The sequence below is a fragment of the Streptomyces sp. NPDC001851 genome (assembly GCF_040297165.1).
Taxonomy (GTDB): domain Bacteria; phylum Actinomycetota; class Actinomycetes; order Streptomycetales; family Streptomycetaceae; genus Streptomyces.
On record NZ_JBEOYR010000006.1, the window covers coordinates 22,795 to 39,457 of the forward strand.

Sequence of the window (16,663 nt, forward strand, 5' to 3'; positions counted from 1 at the left end):
GGGCCTCCGGTGGATCAGCGGTCCGGTAAAGGTCTCGCGGAGGTCTCGCGGAGCCGGAGAGGAGCCGGGGGCGGGCTGGAGGAGGCGCCTCGGGGGCAGCCGGAGGGTGTGGTCCGCGGGTGGTCACGCGTTCGGTGTCACTTCGTCGTGGGACCTCCCTCTCATCCGGCGTCGCGAGCGCAACGCGTGCGCTTAGACTCCCTCGCGTGACACGTCGCGGGCCGGTTGGCAAGATGGCCCGAGCGGTCGGCAAGGTGCGGTAACAGGGAGGAAGGCGTCTCGTGAGCAGCAGGCCATCCCGAGGCGCTGCTCGCCTCGCAGCCATACTCGACGCGCTGCCGGACGCGTTGGTCCTGGTCAACGCCAACGGAACCGTCGTCAACGCGAACACCATCGCGCTGGAGGCCTTCGAGGCGCCGGGCACGGCGCTCGTCGGGCGCGGGTTGCTCGACCTGCTGCCGGAGTTCGACTCACGGCTCATCCCCGGCTCGATGCGGCGGCCCGATCACATGGACCCGCACGGGCGCACGAAACCGACACGGATGATCGCGCGGCGGACCGACGGGACCGAGTTCCCGGTCGAGGTCACGAGCGCGAACCTGGAGAACGGCCAGCAGGCGTACGACGGTTACGGCTACACCGGCGACGAGCTGCTGATGGTCGTCGTACGGGACCTGTCCGGGACCGTCGACACCGAGGCCGAGCTGGCCCGCTCGCAGCGGCAGACCGAGATGATCCTGCGGGCGGCGTCCGAAGGCGTCGTGGGCACCGACACCGAGGGACGGATCGTCCTCGTCAATCCGGCCGCCGCCCAGATACTGGGTTACCGGGCCGGCGAGCTGGGCGGCAAGGAGCTGCACACGCTCGTCCTGCACTCGCGTGCCGACGGGTCCCCCTTCCCGTACGAGGAGTCCCCGCTCGCCGACACCCTCCGCTCCGGGCGCAAGCACCGGGTGCGCGGGCAGGTGCTGTGGTCCAAGGGGAAGGAGAAGGTCTCCGTCGACCTCACCACCGCTCCCGTGCGCGACGGGGACCAGCTCGTCGGCGCCGTGATGACCTTCACCGACCGGCGGCCGCTCGAAACCCTGGCCGAGGAGAAGGCGGCGCTGGAGAAGGCGCACGCCCAGGAGGTGGAGCGGCTCTCCGAGGAGCACGCCTCCGACCTGACCGCGCTGCGCCAGCAGCACGTCACCGAGCTCGACGAACTGCGCGAGAAGCACGCGGAGGAGCTGGCGGCCGGCGAGGAGCGGTACGCCGCGCTCGCCGAGCGGGAGAAGGACCGGTACGAGGCCATCGCCGGGCGGCACGAGCAGCTGCTGACCCTGCTCGGGCAGTCGCTGCGCGGGCCCCTGGAGGAGCTGCGGCGCGAGCTGGCGGCGCTGGCGGCGGACGACGCCGGGCAGCTGTGGCCCGAGGCCAACCAGGTGCTGCATCACCTTTCCGCCGGGTACTCGCGGATCACGACGCTCATCGACAACGTCCTCGGCTATCAGCGGCTGGACGCCGGCACCGAGGACATCACCCGTACGAAGGTGATGCTGGACGCCGTCGTCGCCGCGGGTGTGGACGGGGCCGTCGAGCTGATCGGGCCGGGCCGGGTGCAGTTCGCCGTGCACGCGCCGCCCATCGAGGCCGAGGTGGACCCGCAGCGGCTCGCCACCGCGCTCGCCCACCTCGTGGCGGACGTGGCCGGCGTCGACGCGACCGGCAACTCGCCCGTCTCCGCGGGCGGTTACCTGGACAACACCGTCGTGGTCGCCGCCGCGCAGCGCGGTGAGGTCGCGCGGATCGAGGTGCGCGGACCCTACGCCGGGGGAGACGCGGTGCACGAGCCGATCGTGCGCGGGATCGTACGGGCCCACGGCGGCGTGCTGCAGACCCACGAGGTGCCGGGCATGAGCGGCAGCGCGTATGTGCTGGAGGTGCCGCTCGGCGGGGGTGCCGGGACGGTCGACGGGCAGGTGCCGGCGGCTGCCGCGCTTCCGGCCGGACAGGGTCCGGGCGAGCTGGGGCCGGGCACGCCGGTCTCCGGCGTCGGTGAGCCGGCCGCTGAGGAGGCGGCCGGTGGCGGACGGCGGCGGGCCCGGCGCGCTTCCACGGACGCCTTCCTGGAGAGTGAGGTGCCCGCGGCGGGTCGGACCGGTGACGCGGAGGCGCCCGCACCGACCGGGCGGCGCCGCAGGCGTGCCGCCGCGGCCCCCGAGGAGACCGGTGTGGTCCCGGCGGCCGAGGGCACGGAGAGCGCGTCCGGTGGTACCGGGCGCCGGCGTGGCCGGCCCGCCGAGAGCAGCGGCGGTGACGGTGCGGCCGTGAGTGAGGGTGCGGTGGTGACGGCTGCCGAGCATGCCGCCGGGGCCGCCGCCTCGGGTACGGGCCTCGGCTCCGCCGTGCCGCCGCAGGGCGTGCCCGCGCCCACGGGCCGACGCGCCCCCCACGGCTCGGGCGCCCCGCAGCTGGCCCTGCCCGCCACAGCGGCGGACAGCGGGGCGGCGCCGGGGGCTCCGGCCCTTCCTGGTGCGCAGGCGGAGGCCGTTCCGGCCGAGGGCGGGCAGCCGACCGGGCGGCGCCGGCGTGCGCTGGCCGCCGCTGCGGAGCGGGCCGCCGCCCAGGAGGCCGGCGCCCGTACGGTCTTCGCCCTGCCGCCGGCCGAGGCCGACCGCTCACCGCAGTCCGCGGACGCGACGAACGGCGTGGGTACGGTTCCGGCGACCGGTGGAGTCCCGGGGGCGGGCGCGCCTGCGGCTCCCGGTACCCCTGCGCCCATGGGACAGGCGGCCTCCGTGCCTCCCGGTCCCGGGGCCTTCGTGTCTCCCAGTCCCGGGGCCTCCGTGCCGGTTGGGCCCGGGGCCGTCGCGCCTGCCGGTCCGGGGGCCGGTACGCCTACGGGGCCCGGGGCCTCCGTGCCGATTGGGCCCGGAGCCGTCGCGCCTGCCGGTCCCGGCAGCGGTGCGCCTATGGGACACGGGGTCTCTGGGCCCGCCGGACCCGGTGCCGTCGCGCCTGCCGGTCCCGGAGTGATGGCGCCTGCCGGTCCCGGTGCGGGGGCCGTCCCGGGAGCCGCCGAGGGGCAGCCGCAGATTCCGGCGCAGGGCGCGGGGCAGGTGCAGGTGCCGGCTCAGCAGCCGCTGCCCGTCACGGGAGTACCCGGTGACGACGGCCGGCACGACGCCGTACCGCTCGACCAGGCCTCGGACCACACCCCGCCGCAGCCGCATCCGACCAGCGCGCCGACCGGTCGCCGTCGCCGGGCCGTGGCCCAGCCGGCGGAGCCCGCGCAGCCGATGGCAGCCGGGGCACCGGAGAGCGCACAGCCGGCCTCGGCACCTCCCGCGCCGACGCCTTCCGTACCGACGCCTCCGGCACAGGCCGCTCCCGGCCAGGCGCTCCCCGGGCAGACCGGGCCGCATCCCGCCGGGGTGCCGACTCCCGGGCCGGGGACTCCCGTTCCGGTCCTTCCGGCGCAGGGTACGGCCGGGCAGGGCATCCCCGTCCAGGCCGGTACCGCGGCAGCCGTGGGGCAGCCGCCCGCTCCCGCGCAGGCGGCGCCGGGCGCCCCCACCGGTGTGTCCGCACCCGGTCAGCAGCCCGCCGTAGCTCACCCCGCCGCGCCCGCGACGCCCCCGCACGGCACCGCCGGCCGGCCCGTGCCGGCCGCCTCCGGACCGGCTCTCCCGGCCCAGCAGACCCCCGCGCCCCCGGCCGGGGCGGGTACCGGGCAGGTGCCGGCGGCCGTCCAGGCACCCGGGGTGCCCCAGCAGTGGCCCGGCGCCGATGACACCTCCGGCGCGGGCACGCCCGTACCGCAGACCGGCACGCCGGCCACCGGCACCCCGCTGCCCACGGAACGCGCCGGTGCGCAGGCGCCGCGGGCCGCGCAGCCGTTGCCCGCCGAGGACGCCGCGGTCGACCCCAACTCGACGCAGGGGCGGGCGATCAGTGTCCGCACGCTCGGTCAGGGCGTGCCGTTCGCGCGGCAGGCCGCGCAGGTGCAGCAGCCGTCGGCGACCCCGCCGCCGCACGCGCCGGGCGGTTCCGGCCGGCGGCGCAAGCTGGGCACGCCTCCCGACCCGGCCCAGCGCGCCGAGCAGCAGCCGGAGCAGGCCGCCCTGCCGCATCCGCCAGCCGAACCGGCGCCCGCGCAGCCGTCGCCCGCACAGCCGTCGCTCGGCGGACAGCCGGTCACCGCGCAGGCGCAGCCGTCGCTCCCCGGGCAGTCCCTGCTCGCCCCCGGCACCGAGGGCGTCGGGCGGTCGTACGCCATAGGCGCGCCGGACGCCGATGCCGCCGAGGGGCCCGAGCCGCTGGACGGTCCGGGTGGGGCGGTCGAGGTCTCGGACGCGCCGCTGCCGCAGCCGCTCGACGACGAGCTGCCCCCGGAGCCGCTGGACAACCCGCGCCGGCTGCTGGTGTGGCCCGCGCCGGACGCGACGACCCAGCAGGCGCTGAGCGACCGTGGCTACCGGCCGGTGATCGTGCACTCCCGTGAGGAGGTCGACGCGCAGATCGCGGCGTTCCCGGCCGCGCTGTTCGTGGACCCGCTGACGGGGCCCATCACGCGTACGGCCCTGCAGGCGCTGCGGCAGGCCGCGGTCGCGGCGGAGGTACCGGTGCTGGTGACGGCCGGCCTCGGGCAGGCGACGCGCGAGGCGGCGTACGGCGCCGATCCCGCCGTACTGCTGAAGGCGCTGGCGCCGCGGGACAGCGAGCAGCACCCGCCGCGGGTGCTGCTCATCGAGGAGCACGCGGAGATCGCGCTGGCGCTGACCGCGACGCTGGAGCGGCGCGGGATGCAGGTGGCGCGGGCCGCCAGTGACAACGACGCGGTGACGCTCGCGGGGCAGTTCCGGCCCAACCTCGTGGTGATGGACCTGATGCAGGTGCAGCGGCGGCAGGCCGGCTTCACCGGGATCATCGACTGGCTCCGGGCGAACGGGCAGCTCAACCGCACCCCGCTGGTCGTCTACACGGCCGCCGTCGACCAGGCCGACCTGCCCCGGCTGGCCTCGGGCGAAACGGTGCTGTTCCTCGCGGAGCGGTCGACCAGCAGCGAGGTGCAGAGCCGGATCGTGGATCTGCTGGCCAGAATCGGCACGAACTAGGCTTGCGCCGGGCGCCGGTTCGGGGTGGCTCGGCATGCCGGGCGACCGCGGGTCCGCCGTGGTTGCTCGCGCCCACGCGGCGGAGCCGGATACCGGTACAGCCCCGCCCCCTGGGGGCACTAGCGTGCCACCAGCCTGCGGGCCGCCTCCTTGATGGAGGCCCGCAGGCGGTCGCGGTCGGAGTCCTCCGTGCCGGTGAGGATGCGCCGCATCTGCGGGACCGCGGCCATCCAGTTGGTCAGGGCGGTCAGCAGCAGGAGGAGGTCGCCGGGCGGGAACGCGTCGGTGATCACGCCCCGGGCCTGGCCGTCGGCGACGGCGGCCACCTTCCCGGCGTAGTGCTCCCGGCGGGTCGGCTCGTCGGGCAGCTCGGCGGTGCCGTACGCGATGCCCTCCCAGAACAGCAGGCGCAGCAGTTCGGGGTGGGTGGCGTGGTAGTCGATCAGACGGTCGACCCAGCCTTCGATGTCGTCGGGGTCGATGGGGACGGCGGCGGCCAGGTCGACCATGCAGGTGCCGAGTACCTGGGTGAACAGCTCCGCCTTGTTGCCGAAGTAGGCGTAGATCAGCTGCTTGTTGGCCTTGGCCTCGGCGGCGATGCGGTCGATGCGGGCGCCCGCGATGCCGTGCCGGGCGAACTCGGCGACCGCCGCCTCGAAGATGCGGGCCTTGGTGGCCTCGGGGTCCCTGACTGCTGCCATGGGGACAGGGTAGGGGCCGGTCAGGCAAGTAACCAACTATTTGGTTGACGGGAATGAAGGGCGGGTGCACCCTGTTGTCCGAGCTACCAACCAACCAGTTAGTTATTAGAGTCGGCTCCAAGGAGTGTCCCCGCCCATGCCGTCAGCCACCCGCACCCGCCCGGCACACCGGATACGTGTCCGCGACCGTGTCCCCGGCCGCGGGCCCGCCGCCGCACCCGGCGCGTCCGGCGGACCGTTCCTCCTGCTCATCGCCGTCTGCACCGCCGTCACCGCCGCCAACATCTACCTCGCGGCCCCGCTGCTCCCCCTGATCGCCCACGACTTCGGTACGGTCCCCGCGGCCGTGACCTGGATCGCGTCCGTCGCCCAGCTCGGCTACGCGGCCGGCCTGCTCTTCTTCGCCCCGCTCGGCGACCGCGTCAACCGGCGCCCGCTCGTCGCCGGCCTGTCCGTGGCCACCACGGTGGCGCTGGCCGCCGCCGCCGCGGCCCCGGGCACCGCCGCCCTCGCCGCCGCCGTGTTCCTGGCCGCCGCCGCGACCGTCGTACCGCAGCTGCTGGTCCCGCTGGTCGCCGAACGGGCTCCCGCGGACCGGCGCGCCCGGCATGTCGCGGCCGTCATCGCCGGGCTGTTCACCGGGATCGTGGCCGCCCGTGTCGTCGGCGGCCTGGCCGGACAGGCCTTCGGCTGGCGCTGGGTGTTCGCCGGGTCCGCGGTACTGACCCTGGCGCTGGGCCTGGCCACCGCCCTGGCCCTGCCCTCGGAGCGGCGGGCGCGGCGCGGCGGGCTGTTCTCCGGCCTCGCCGAGCTGCCGGGGCTGCTGCGCCGCTCGCCCGACCTGTGGCGGGCGTGCCTCAGGCAGGCGGGCATGTTCGGCGCCTGGAGCGCGCTGTGGACGTCGCTGACGCTGCTGCTGACCGGCCCCTCCTACGGCCTGTCCACCGCGACCGCCGGGCTCTTCGGCCTCTTCGGACTGACCGCCAGCGCGGTGGCACCGCTGGCCGGAGGCCTGGTGGACCGTTTCGGCGCCGCACGGGTCGTCGGCACCGCGTATCTGCTCGCGGCCGTGGCCGTCCCGCTGTTCTGGCTCGGCGGGCACGTCCTGGTGGCGCTCTTCGCCGCCGCGATCGCCATCCATGCGGCGCTGGTCGCCTCCCACGTCGCCAACCAGACCCTCGCCCTGACCACGACGTCCGCCCCGGCCACCGCCAACACCGCCTACGTGGTCTCCGGCTTCGCCGGCGGTGCCCTCGCCTCGGCCGTGGCGGGCCCCGCCTTCGGCCACTGGGGCTGGGCCGGGGTGTGCGCGGTGGCGGGTGTGTGGCTGCTGCTGGGCTGGACGACCACGCTGCGGCGCGGGTGAGGCACCGCGGGGCGGGGCGGGGCGGAGCCGTACGGCGGGCGCCGCGGAGCCGGCCGGCCGTACCCCGCGAGCCGGCAGCCGGCAGCTGGTGGCTGGTGGCTGGTGGCCGGACCCTGGGTGCCGGGACGGACCGGGCGTTGTCAGTGGCGACGTATAGCGTGCGCGGACCAACTGGTGCGACGCGACGGGGGATGTACGGATGGAGTTCCGGATCGAACGAGGCGCTCTCGCCGAGGCCGTGGCCTGGGCGGCCAGGTCGTTGCCCGCACGTTCACCCGTGCCTGTGCTGGGCGGCCTGATACTGGACGCGGCGGAGGGACGGCTGCGCATCTCGGGCTTCGACTACGAGGCGTCCGCGACCATCGAGGTCCCGGCGGAGACGCTGACAGCCGGTCGGGTGCTCGTGCCCGGGCGCAGACTGCTGGACATCTGCCGGGTACTGCCCGATGCGATGGTGGCGTGCGCGCTGGAAGGAGCGCGCTTCACGATGGAAGGCGGCGGTACGCGCTTCGGGCTGTCGACCTTGCCCCTGCAGGAGTATCCGGCCCTTCCCGAGCTTCCCGCCTTTCGCGGGACGTTGGACGCGGCGGAGTTCGCGGCGGCGGTCGCACAGGTCGCGACAGCCGCCGGCCGTGACGACTCCCTCCCGGTGCTCACGGGGATCCAGCTCCGGCTGCATGGCGAGTCCATGACGTTGGCCGCTACGGACCGGTACCGGTATGCCGTGCGTGTGGTGCCGTGGAAGCCGGAGGGGGCGGCTTCCGATCCGGTGGAGGTGGTGGTTCCCGGCCGCAGGCTGACCGAGATCTCCCGTGCGCTGACGAAGTCGGGACCGATCCGCATCGGGCTGAGCGGCACGGGTGGCTCGGGTGGTGGCTTGATCGCCTTCGAGGGCACCGGCATGCGTACGACACTGCGGTTGCTGGAGGGGCGGCTGCCGCGCTACGACACGTTGTTCACACTGGACAGCCCGGCGGTCGCCGTGACGGAGCGGGAGGCGCTCGCCGACGCGGTCCGCCGTGTCGCGGTCGTCGCGGAGCCGAACAGCCCGATCCGGCTCGACTTCTCCGCTCAGGGAACCGTCCTCCTGCAAGCGGGGTACGAGGACGACGTCGCCTCGCAGCAGCTCGCGGCCACGTTGGCCGACGCCGATGACCTGGCGGTCGCCTTCAACCCCGCGTACTTGCTGGACGCCCTCAACTCCTTCAACGCCGCCCAGGTGCGCTTCGAACTTCTGGGCCCCGGCCAGCGGGCCCTGCTCAGTGGCGTACCGGACGAGGACGGCGCGGCACGCGAGGACCACCGCCATCTGCTCATAGCGGTACGCCAACTGAGCTGACCCAAGCAGGTCAGTGCAGCTCGGTCACGTCGAGACTCCCCGACCTGTGCGCTTCGCGGATCTTCTTCTTGTCGAATTTGCCGACGCTCGTCTTCGGCACCGAATCGACGACCGTCCAGCGTTCGGGCAGCTGCCACTTGGCGATGCGGCCCTCCTCGGCGAGGAAGGTGCGCAGGGTCGCGAAGTCGGCGGTGGCGCCCTCCCGCAGGACGACCGTGGCCAGCGGGCGCTCGCCCCACTTCTCGTCGGGCACGGCGACCACCGCGGCCTCGGCGACGTCCGGGTGGGACATCAGCGCGTTCTCCAGCTCCACCGAGGAGATCCACTCGCCGCCGGACTTGATGACGTCCTTGGCGCGGTCGGTGAGGGTGAGGAAGCCGTCGGGGGAGATGGTGCCGACGTCGCCGGTCTTCAGCCAGCCGTCCTCGCTGAACTTGTCGGCGGGGCGGAGGGGGTCGGCGTCGGGGCCGTTGTAGTACGCGCCCGCGATCCACGGGCCGCGCACCTCCAGCTCGCCCGCCGACTCGCCGTCCCAGGGCAGGCGTTCGCCGCGGGGGCCGGTGAGGCGGGCCTCGACGCCGGCCGGGAAGCGGCCCTGGGTGAGGCGGTAGGCGAACTCCTCCTCCGTACCGGCCGCGTGGGCCGGCGGGCGGGCCACCGTGCCCAGCGGCGAGGTCTCCGTCATGCCCCAGGCGTGGCAGACGCGCATGCCGAGCCGGTCGAAGGCCGCCATGAGGGAGGGCGGGCAGGCGGAGCCGCCGATGGTGACCTGGGTGAGGGACGCCGTGTCCCGGGGGCGCGCGGTGAGTTCGGCGAGCAGGCCCTGCCAGATGGTCGGGACGGCCGCCGCATGGGTGGGCCGCTCGCGTTCGATCATCTCGGCGAGCGGGGCGGGCTGCAGGAAGCGGTCCGGCATCAGCATGTTCACGCCGGTCATGAAGGTGGCGTGCGGCAGGCCCCAGGCGTTGACGTGGAACTGGGGGACGACGACCAGTGAGGTGTCCTGGTCGGTCAGGCCCATCGACTGGGTCATGTTGACCTGCATGGAGTGCAGGTAGATCGAACGGTGGCTGTACACCACGCCCTTGGGGTCCCCCGTCGTGCCGGAGGTGTAGCACATGGCGGCGGCCTGGCGTTCGTCCAGCTCCGGCCAGTCGTACGTGGTCGGCCGGCCCGCGATCAGCTCCTCGTACTCGTGCACCCGCGCGGTGGCGCCCGCGAGCGGCGTACGGTCGCCGGGGCCGGACACGACGATGTGCTCCACCGTCGGCAGCTCGGGCAGCAGCGGCGCGAGCAGCGGGATCAGCGAACCGTTGACGATGACGACCTTGTCGGCCGCGTGGTTGACGATCCACACCAGCTGCTCGGCGGGCAGCCGGAGATTGAGCGTGTGCAGCACCGCGCCCATGGACGGGACCGCGAAGTACGCCTCGACGTGCTCGGCGTTGTTCCACATCAGGGTCGCGACCCGGTCGTCGCCGCGGACACCGAGTTCGTCCCGCAGGGCGTTCGCCAGCTGTACGGCACGCGTCCCCGCCTCGGCGAAACTGCGCCGCTGCGGCTCGGCCTCACCGGTCCAGGTGGTGATCTGGGACCGCCCGTGCACCAGCGTCCCGTGTACGAGGATGCGGGTCACGGTCAGCGGTACGTCCTGCATGGTGCTCAGCACGGAGTCCTCCCGGGGCGGCGTTGCCTACGCGGTGGTAGAGGTAGCGCTGATTCTGCTCACATACCGCGCGGTATGTCACTAGGGGGTGGGTCACCACAGGCGGAAAACGGAAGGAAAATCCGGGCTAGGGCGGCGAGAGTGCGTGCATGGCGTCGCGCGGCAGACGGGAATTGTCAGACAGGCCCTAGCGGACCAGTTCCAGCTCGGGGTCCTCGCGCAGCTTGCCGAGCGCGCGCGACACCGCCGACTTCACCGTGCCCACGGACACCCCGAGCACTTCTGCGGTCTGGGCCTCGCTGAGGTCCTCGTAGTAGCGCAGGACGACCATCGCCCGCTGCCGCGCCGGCAGCCTCATGACCGCCTGCCACATGGCGTCGTGCAGCGCCTGCCGCTCGGCCGGGTCGCCGTCGCCGGGGACGGGCTCCGGCTCGGGCAGCTCGTCGCAGCTGAACTCGTCCACCCTGCGCTTGCGCCACTGCGAGGTCCGGGTGTTCAGCAGCGCCCGGCGCACATAGCCGTCGAGCGCCCGCTGGTCCTCGATCCGCTCCCACGCCACATAGGTCTTGGTGAGCGCGGTCTGCAGCAGGTCCTCGGCGTCGCTCAGGTTCGCGGTCAGCGAGCGGGCGGTGCGCAGCAGGACCGGCTGGCGGGCCCGCACGTACGACGCGAACGACGGGTAGGCGGGAGTCTCCCCGCCCGGCCTGAGCCGTGCGTGGGGAACGGTCTGCCGCCTTGGTGCGGCGGCGGCCGAGGCGCTGGTGCAGACGGGTGCGGTCATGGCTCCACGCTAGGAGCGGGTCCCCCTCCGGCGGATCGCCCGCAGGTCCCGAAGCGGGGTCCCCCTCAGGTTGTAGGGGTGGGGCTGACTCCACCTCCTGAAGGTGGACGGCCGACGCACCCGCTCTACGGGTACGACCCCGACTCCCCACCGATCACCCGTGGCTCCGCCCACCGGCCGCCCCAGCCCCGGGGCGCCGATCGGGGTACCGGTCAGCGGCACCTGAACCGCGGGTCCGGCGCCTTCGGGACGGATCCGCCGAGTGAGACCCGGGCCCGCCGACCGCCAACTCCGGAACGGGCCCCGCCTGGCGAGCGACTCCGCAGGTGATCCGGCCCGCCGACAGGCAACTCCACGGCCGGCCCCACCCTGCCAGCGACCCCGCAGGCGATCCGACCCGCCGGCCGGCGACGGCGGTGGGAACCGGCACGGCGAGCAGCGACTCGGGGGGCGGTCCGGCCCGTGCGGCAGCGGGGGCCGAGTGCGGGGCCGCCCCGCGGGTCAGCCGTCCCTCGTCAGGACCAGGCCCGACGTGGGTACTCCGGTACCGGCCGTCACCAGGGTCCGGGCGGCTCCCGGTATCTGGTTCACCGCCGTGCCCCGCAGCTGGCGTACCGCCTCGGCGATGCCGTTCATGCCGTGCAGGTACGCCTCCCCGAGCTGCCCCCCGTGGGTGTTGAGCGGCAGCCGCTCCTCGGCCACGAAGCCGGCCGCCTCCCCCTTCCCGCAGAAGCCGAACTCCTCCAGCTGCATCAGCACGAACGGCGTGAAGTGGTCGTACAGGATCCCCACATCGATGTCGGCCGGGCCGAGACCCGAGCTGCGCCACAGCCGGCGGGCCACCCCGGCCGTCTCCGGCAGGCCGGTCAGATCGTCCCGGTAGAAGCTGGTCATCTGCTCCTGCGCCCGGCCCGCTCCCTGGGCGGCCGCCGCGATCACGGCGGGGGGCTGCGGCAGGTCCCGGGCCCGCTCCAGGGACGTGACGACGATCGCCTGCCCGCCGTCGGTCTCCTGGCAGCAGTCCAGCAACCGCAGCGGTTCCACGATCCAGCGGGAGGCCGCGTGGTCGGCGAGTGTGATGGGGCGGCCGTGGAAGTAGGCCGCCGGGTTCGTCGCCGCGTATTTCCGGTCGACCACGGCCACGTGCCCGAACACCTCCGGCGTCAGCCCGTACGCGTGCAGATACCGCTGGGCCGCCATCGCCACCCAGGAGGCCGGGGTGAGCAGCCCGAACGGCAGCACCCAGCCGAGCGCCACGCCCTCCGCGGAGGGCTCCCGGTGCTGCACGCCCGCGCCGAACCTGCGGCCCGACCGCTCGTTGAAGGCGCGGTAGCAGACCACCACCTCGGCCACGCCCGCCGCCACCGCGAGCGCCGCCTGCAGGACGGTCGCGCAGGCCGCGCCGCCGCCGTAGTGGACCCGGGAGAAGAAGGACAGCTCCCCCATCCCGCACGCCTGGGCCACCGTGATCTCGGGGTTGGTGTCCATCGTGAACGTGACCATCCCGTCCACGTCCGCCGGCGCCAGCCCCGCGTCGTCCAGCGCGGCCCGTACCGCCTCCACGGCCAGCCGCAGCTCACTGCGCCCGGAGTCCTTGGAGAACTCGGTGGCCCCGATGCCGGCGATCGCGGCGCGTCCGGCCAGGCTGTCGCGGTCGCGCACGCTCATGGGCGGTCCTCCCGGCCCGGGACCGTGACCGTCACCGTGCCCGTCACATGTCTGCCGAGGGCGTTGGCGCCGACGACCCGTACGGTGGCGGTGTCGCCGTCGACCGCCTCGATCCTGCCCGTCAACACCATCGTGTCCCCCGGGTAGTTGGGCACCCCCAGCCTGATGGCGACCTTGCGGAGCACCGCCGTGGGGCCGAAGTGGTCCGTGATGTACCTGCCGACCAGACCGTTCGTCGTCAGGATGTTCATGAAGACGTCCGGCGAGCCCTTCTGCCTGGCGAGCTCGGCATCGTGGTGGACGTCCTGGTAGTCCCGCGACGCGATCGCCCCGGCCACGATCAGTGTCCGCGTCACCGGGATCTCCAGCGGGGGCAGCTGCTCCCCGGCCCTCACCGTTCCACCACCCGGAACACCGGCACCGTCAACTCCTCGTCGCAGGCCTGGAATTCGAGCCGTACCGGCAGCCCGATGCGCACCTTGTCGTACGGCACCCCCACCACGTTGCTCACCATCCGCACCCCCTCGGCGAGCTCGATCAGGCCGACCGCGTACGGGGGTTGGAAGGCCGGAAAGGGCGGGTGGTGCATCACCACGTACGAGTAGACCGTCCCCGCACCGCTCGCCTCGACGGTGTCCCAGTCGAGGCAGCCGCACGCGTTGCAGCCCGGCAGCCAGGGGTGGCGCAGGGTGCCGCAGCCCGTGCAGCGCTGGATGAGGAGCCGGCGGGCGGCCACCCCCTCCCAGAAGCCCGCGTTGTCCCGGCCCACCACCGGGCGGGGACGCGGGGCCGGGTGTTCCCGGCGGGCCGGGGCGTACTTGAGGATGCGGAAGCGGTGTACGCCCGCCAGGTCGCCGTCGACCCGGATGTCCGTGCGGGTCGTGATGAAGTACCCGGTGCCGAGCTTCGTCGTCTTGCGGCCGGAGACCGACTCGATCACCGAGTCGAACGTGATCCGGTCGCCCGGGCGCAGGGGCCGTAAGTACTCCTGCTCGCAGTCGGTGGCCACCACGGCCGTACAGCCCGAGGCGTCGAGGAGGGACAGCAGCTCGTCGTAGGCGCCCGTGCGGCCCTCGTGTCCGGACAGGCCGCCCATCGTCCAGGCCTGGAGCATGGCGGGCGGGGCGATAGCGTCCGGGCCCGAGTAGGCCGGGCTGGTGTCGCCCATGGCCTCGCACCAGTGCCGGATCATCGGCGCGTTCACCGGGTCCTTGCCCACCCCGTCGACGGCGGCCGGCCGCCCCTCGTACGCCTTGAGCCGCGCGCCGAGCGGGTCGGACGCCGCATCTGCCGTGCTCACAGCCGCCCCCTCGCCATCCCGGGCCGCGTCACCGCGACACCGGTTTCTGACTGTCCGTCAGATACCTGCGGGTGTCAAGGTCCGGAAGGCGCCCGTGCGGCGGCGCTGCCGCGCGGCGTCACCGCTGCCCCCTCTTCCCTTTTTCGAACATGCGTACGAACATGGAGTCATGGCCACCACCGACCGGCAGGCCACGACGCTGGCCCTCGCACACGCCCTGTCAGCCGCCGAACGCGGCCTGGCCGTCATCCCCCTGTCCCGGACGAAGCTCCCGGCCCTGCGCTCCCCCCACCGCGACGACCCCGGCCCGGCCGGAGCGCGCTGCCACGGCGAGTGCGGCCGCTTCGGCCACGGCGTGTACGACGCCTCGACCGACCCGGTCCGCATCCGCGAGCTGTTCGCCGCCGCCCCCTGGGCCACCGGCTACGGCATCGCCTGCGGGCTGCCGCCGTACCACCTGATCGGCGTCGACCTGGACACCAAGTCCGGCACCGACTCCCCGGCCGCCCTGCGCGAACTGGCCCTGCGTCACCTGTTCACCCTTCCGGAGACGGTCGTCGTGCACACCCCGAGCGGCGGGCGGCACCTGTGGCTCACCGGCCCGCCGGACGTCGTCGTACCGAACTCCGCCGGCCGTCTCGCCCCCGGTATCGACATCCGCGGCGCCGGCGGCTACCTCGTGGGCCCCGGCTCCCGTACCGACCACGGCGTGTACGCAACCGCCCCGGGTACCGCGCACCTGCCCCCGGCCCCCTGCCCGCCCTCTCTGCTGCGCCTGCTCGTGCCCCCGCCCCGGCCCCCGCACCCGGGCCCGCCCGACCACGGCGACCACGGCCGGGGGCTGGTCCAGTTCGTCCTCTCCGCACACGAGGGCCAGCGCAACACCCGCCTGTTCTGGGCGGCCTGCCGCGCCTACGAGAACGGCATCGGCCCCGCCCTGGCCGACCCGCTCACCGAGGCGGCCCGGGGCACCGGCCTGTCGGAACGCGAGGCCCGGGCGACGATCGCCTCGGCGGCACGGATGACGGGCCACCGGCCCTGACCAGCGGAAGGACGACCGGGCACACGGAAGGGGCGCCCCCTTCGGAGGCGCCCCTTCCCTGCATCAGCGGTGGGTGTGGGATTTGAACCCACGGTGACTCGCGCCACGACGGTTTTCAAGACCGTTCCCTTAGGCCGCTCGGGCAACCCACCTCGGCCCCGCCCACCTGGGCCGGAGCGGGTACAGCGTACCGGGATCGGGCGTCGCGCGGGCGGCGTGGGCCGTACCGGACGCCGGAAACCGGTCCCGACGCCCGGCGGCGAACGGCGCCGCCACGCGCGGCCCCCGCGTGCGTGCCCTCCGCAGGGTCAGTTGTCGCCCACCCGTGCCCCCAGCGTCAGCTGCGCCGTGTGTTCCTGGCCGTCCCGCTTGTAGGTGACCGTCACCTTGTCGCCCGGCTTGTGGGTCCAGATCTCGCCGATCAGGGTCGGGCCGCTGTCGATGACCATGTCGTCCAGCTTGGTGATCACATCGCCGGGCTTGAGGCCCGCCTTGTCCGCCGGGCCGCCCGACTCGACCGGGGCGGCACCGGACGCGCCCTTGTCGGTGATCTTCGCCCCGTCCGTGGAGTCCTCCAGCGAGACGGAGGCACCGATCTTGGCGTACACCGGCTTGCCGGTCCTGATCAGCTGCTGGGCGACGTACTTGGCCTGGTCGATCGGGATGGCGAAGCCCAGGCCGATCGAGCCGGACTGGCCGGAGCCGAAGCCGCCGCTGCTGCTCGACTGGATCGCGGAGTTGATGCCGATGACCGCTCCGGAGGCGTCCAGCAGCGGGCCGCCGGAGTTGCCCGGGTTGATCGACGCGTCGGTCTGCAGGGCGCTCATGTACGACGCCTTGCTGGTGGCACTGCCGTCGCTGGAGGCCACCGGGCGGTTCTTGGCGCTGATGATGCCGGTCGTCACCGTGTTGGACAGGCCGAAGGGCGCGCCGATGGCGATCGTCTCGTCGCCGACGGCCACCTTGTCGGAGTCGCCGAGGGGGAGCGGGTTGAGGTCCGAGGGGGCGTTCTTGAGCTTGATGACGGCGACGTCGTAGCCCTGCGCGTGGCCGACGATCTCGGCGTCGTACTTCCTGCCGTTGGGGAACGTGGCCGTGAGCTTGCCGCCGTCCACCGCGTCCGCCACCACGTGGTTGTTGGTGACGATGTGACCCTGCTTGTCGAAGACGAAGCCGGTGCCCGTGCCGCCCTCGCCGCTGGAGCTCTCCGCCTCGATGGTGACCGTGCTGGGCAGCGCCCTGGCGGCCACGTTGGCGATCGTGCCGGGCGCGCGCCTGACCTGCGCGGCGCTGCCGTCCGAGGCGGAGACGGTGGTGGAACCGCTGCTGTCGTGGTCCTTGGCCAGGGTGTAGCCGAGGCCGCCGCCCAGGCCGCCCGCGACCAGCGCGGCCACCAGGACCGCGGCGACGAGGCCGCCGCGCCCGCTGCGGGGCTTGGGGCCGGGCTGCTGGTACGACGCTCCCCAGGCGCCGTCGCCGTACGGCGGGGTGGCCGGCGGCGGGGGCGGCCAGGAGCCGTCGGGGGCCGGGCCGGGGGCGGGCGGCGCGCCGGCCGGGCCCGCCTGCGCCTCGGGCGCGGGGCCCTGCGGGGAGGCGGGAGCGGCCACCGGCGCGGGAGGCGCGGACGGGGCCGGGGGTACCTCGTTGCCCTCGTTCTCGGTGCTCACAGCTCTTCTCCTCGATCCACGGCTGTTGTCCCGT

11 protein-coding genes and 1 tRNA gene are annotated in these 16,663 nt (G+C 74.3%); 4 read left to right on the forward strand and 8 right to left on the reverse strand.

What is annotated here, in order from left to right; translation table 11 throughout:
• The first annotated feature begins 281 nt into the window (after window positions 1-281).
• Entirely contained in the window at window positions 282-5,099 is a 4,818-nt protein-coding gene (locus ABT171_RS10145; RefSeq protein WP_351241825.1) for a PAS domain-containing protein, read from the forward strand.
• Window positions 5,100-5,218: 119 nt separating this feature from the next.
• Here ABT171_RS10145 and ABT171_RS10150 read toward each other — a convergent pair whose 3' ends face one another.
• Window positions 5,219-5,800: a TetR/AcrR family transcriptional regulator gene (locus ABT171_RS10150; protein WP_351241827.1), complete on the reverse strand. Its 582-nt coding sequence runs from the start codon at window positions 5,798-5,800 to the stop codon at window positions 5,219-5,221.
• Window positions 5,801-5,936: 136 nt separating this feature from the next.
• On the opposite strand from ABT171_RS10150, the gene ABT171_RS10155 reads away from it, so the two are divergent.
• Both ABT171_RS10155 and dnaN read left to right on the forward strand, forming a co-directional pair.
• Entirely contained in the window at window positions 5,937-7,166 is a 1,230-nt protein-coding gene (locus tag ABT171_RS10155) for an MFS transporter (protein ID WP_351241829.1), read from the forward strand.
• Window positions 7,167-7,365: 199 nt separating this feature from the next.
• Complete coding sequence (dnaN, locus tag ABT171_RS10160) at window positions 7,366-8,505, forward strand: DNA polymerase III subunit beta (protein ID WP_351241831.1); 1,140 nt, start codon at window positions 7,366-7,368, stop codon at window positions 8,503-8,505.
• Between the two features lie 10 nt (window positions 8,506-8,515).
• On the opposite strand, the gene ABT171_RS10165 is transcribed toward dnaN, so the two are convergent.
• From ABT171_RS10165 to ABT171_RS10185, 5 genes are all read right to left on the reverse strand, one after another.
• Window positions 8,516-10,174, reverse strand: coding sequence for a long-chain fatty acid--CoA ligase (locus tag ABT171_RS10165; protein WP_351241833.1), 1,659 nt, complete (start codon window positions 10,172-10,174; stop codon window positions 8,516-8,518).
• Between the two features lie 184 nt (window positions 10,175-10,358).
• Complete coding sequence (locus ABT171_RS10170; RefSeq protein WP_351241835.1) at window positions 10,359-10,952, reverse strand: SigE family RNA polymerase sigma factor; 594 nt, start codon at window positions 10,950-10,952, stop codon at window positions 10,359-10,361.
• A 501-nt stretch (window positions 10,953-11,453) separates the two neighbouring features.
• On the reverse strand, window positions 11,454-12,620 hold the full coding sequence (locus ABT171_RS10175) for a lipid-transfer protein (RefSeq protein WP_351241837.1): 1,167 nt from the start codon (window positions 12,618-12,620) through the stop codon (window positions 11,454-11,456).
• Entirely contained in the window at window positions 12,617-13,015 is a 399-nt protein-coding gene (locus ABT171_RS10180; protein WP_351241839.1) for a MaoC family dehydratase, read from the reverse strand. The genes ABT171_RS10175 and ABT171_RS10180 overlap by 4 nt, the downstream gene beginning before the upstream one ends.
• Window positions 13,012-13,920 (reverse strand): bifunctional MaoC family dehydratase N-terminal/OB-fold nucleic acid binding domain-containing protein, encoded by a 909-nt coding sequence (locus ABT171_RS10185; protein ID WP_351241841.1) that lies wholly within the window; start codon window positions 13,918-13,920, stop codon window positions 13,012-13,014. Before ABT171_RS10185 ends, ABT171_RS10180 begins: the two co-directional genes overlap by 4 nt.
• A 169-nt stretch (window positions 13,921-14,089) precedes the next feature.
• Here ABT171_RS10185 and ABT171_RS10190 point away from each other — a divergent pair, with 169 nt between their 5' ends.
• Window positions 14,090-14,962, forward strand: coding sequence for a bifunctional DNA primase/polymerase (locus tag ABT171_RS10190; RefSeq protein ID WP_351241843.1), 873 nt, complete (start codon window positions 14,090-14,092; stop codon window positions 14,960-14,962).
• A 67-nt stretch (window positions 14,963-15,029) separates the two neighbouring features.
• On the opposite strand, the gene ABT171_RS10195 is transcribed toward ABT171_RS10190, so the two are convergent.
• Window positions 15,030-15,114 (reverse strand) — tRNA-Ser (locus ABT171_RS10195).
• Between the two features lie 156 nt (window positions 15,115-15,270).
• Window positions 15,271-16,629 carry a S1C family serine protease gene (locus tag ABT171_RS10200; protein ID WP_351241845.1) on the reverse strand — a complete coding sequence of 453 codons (1,359 nt, stop codon included), beginning with the start codon at window positions 16,627-16,629 and terminating at the stop codon, window positions 15,271-15,273.
• Window positions 16,630-16,663: the final 34 nt, after the last annotated feature.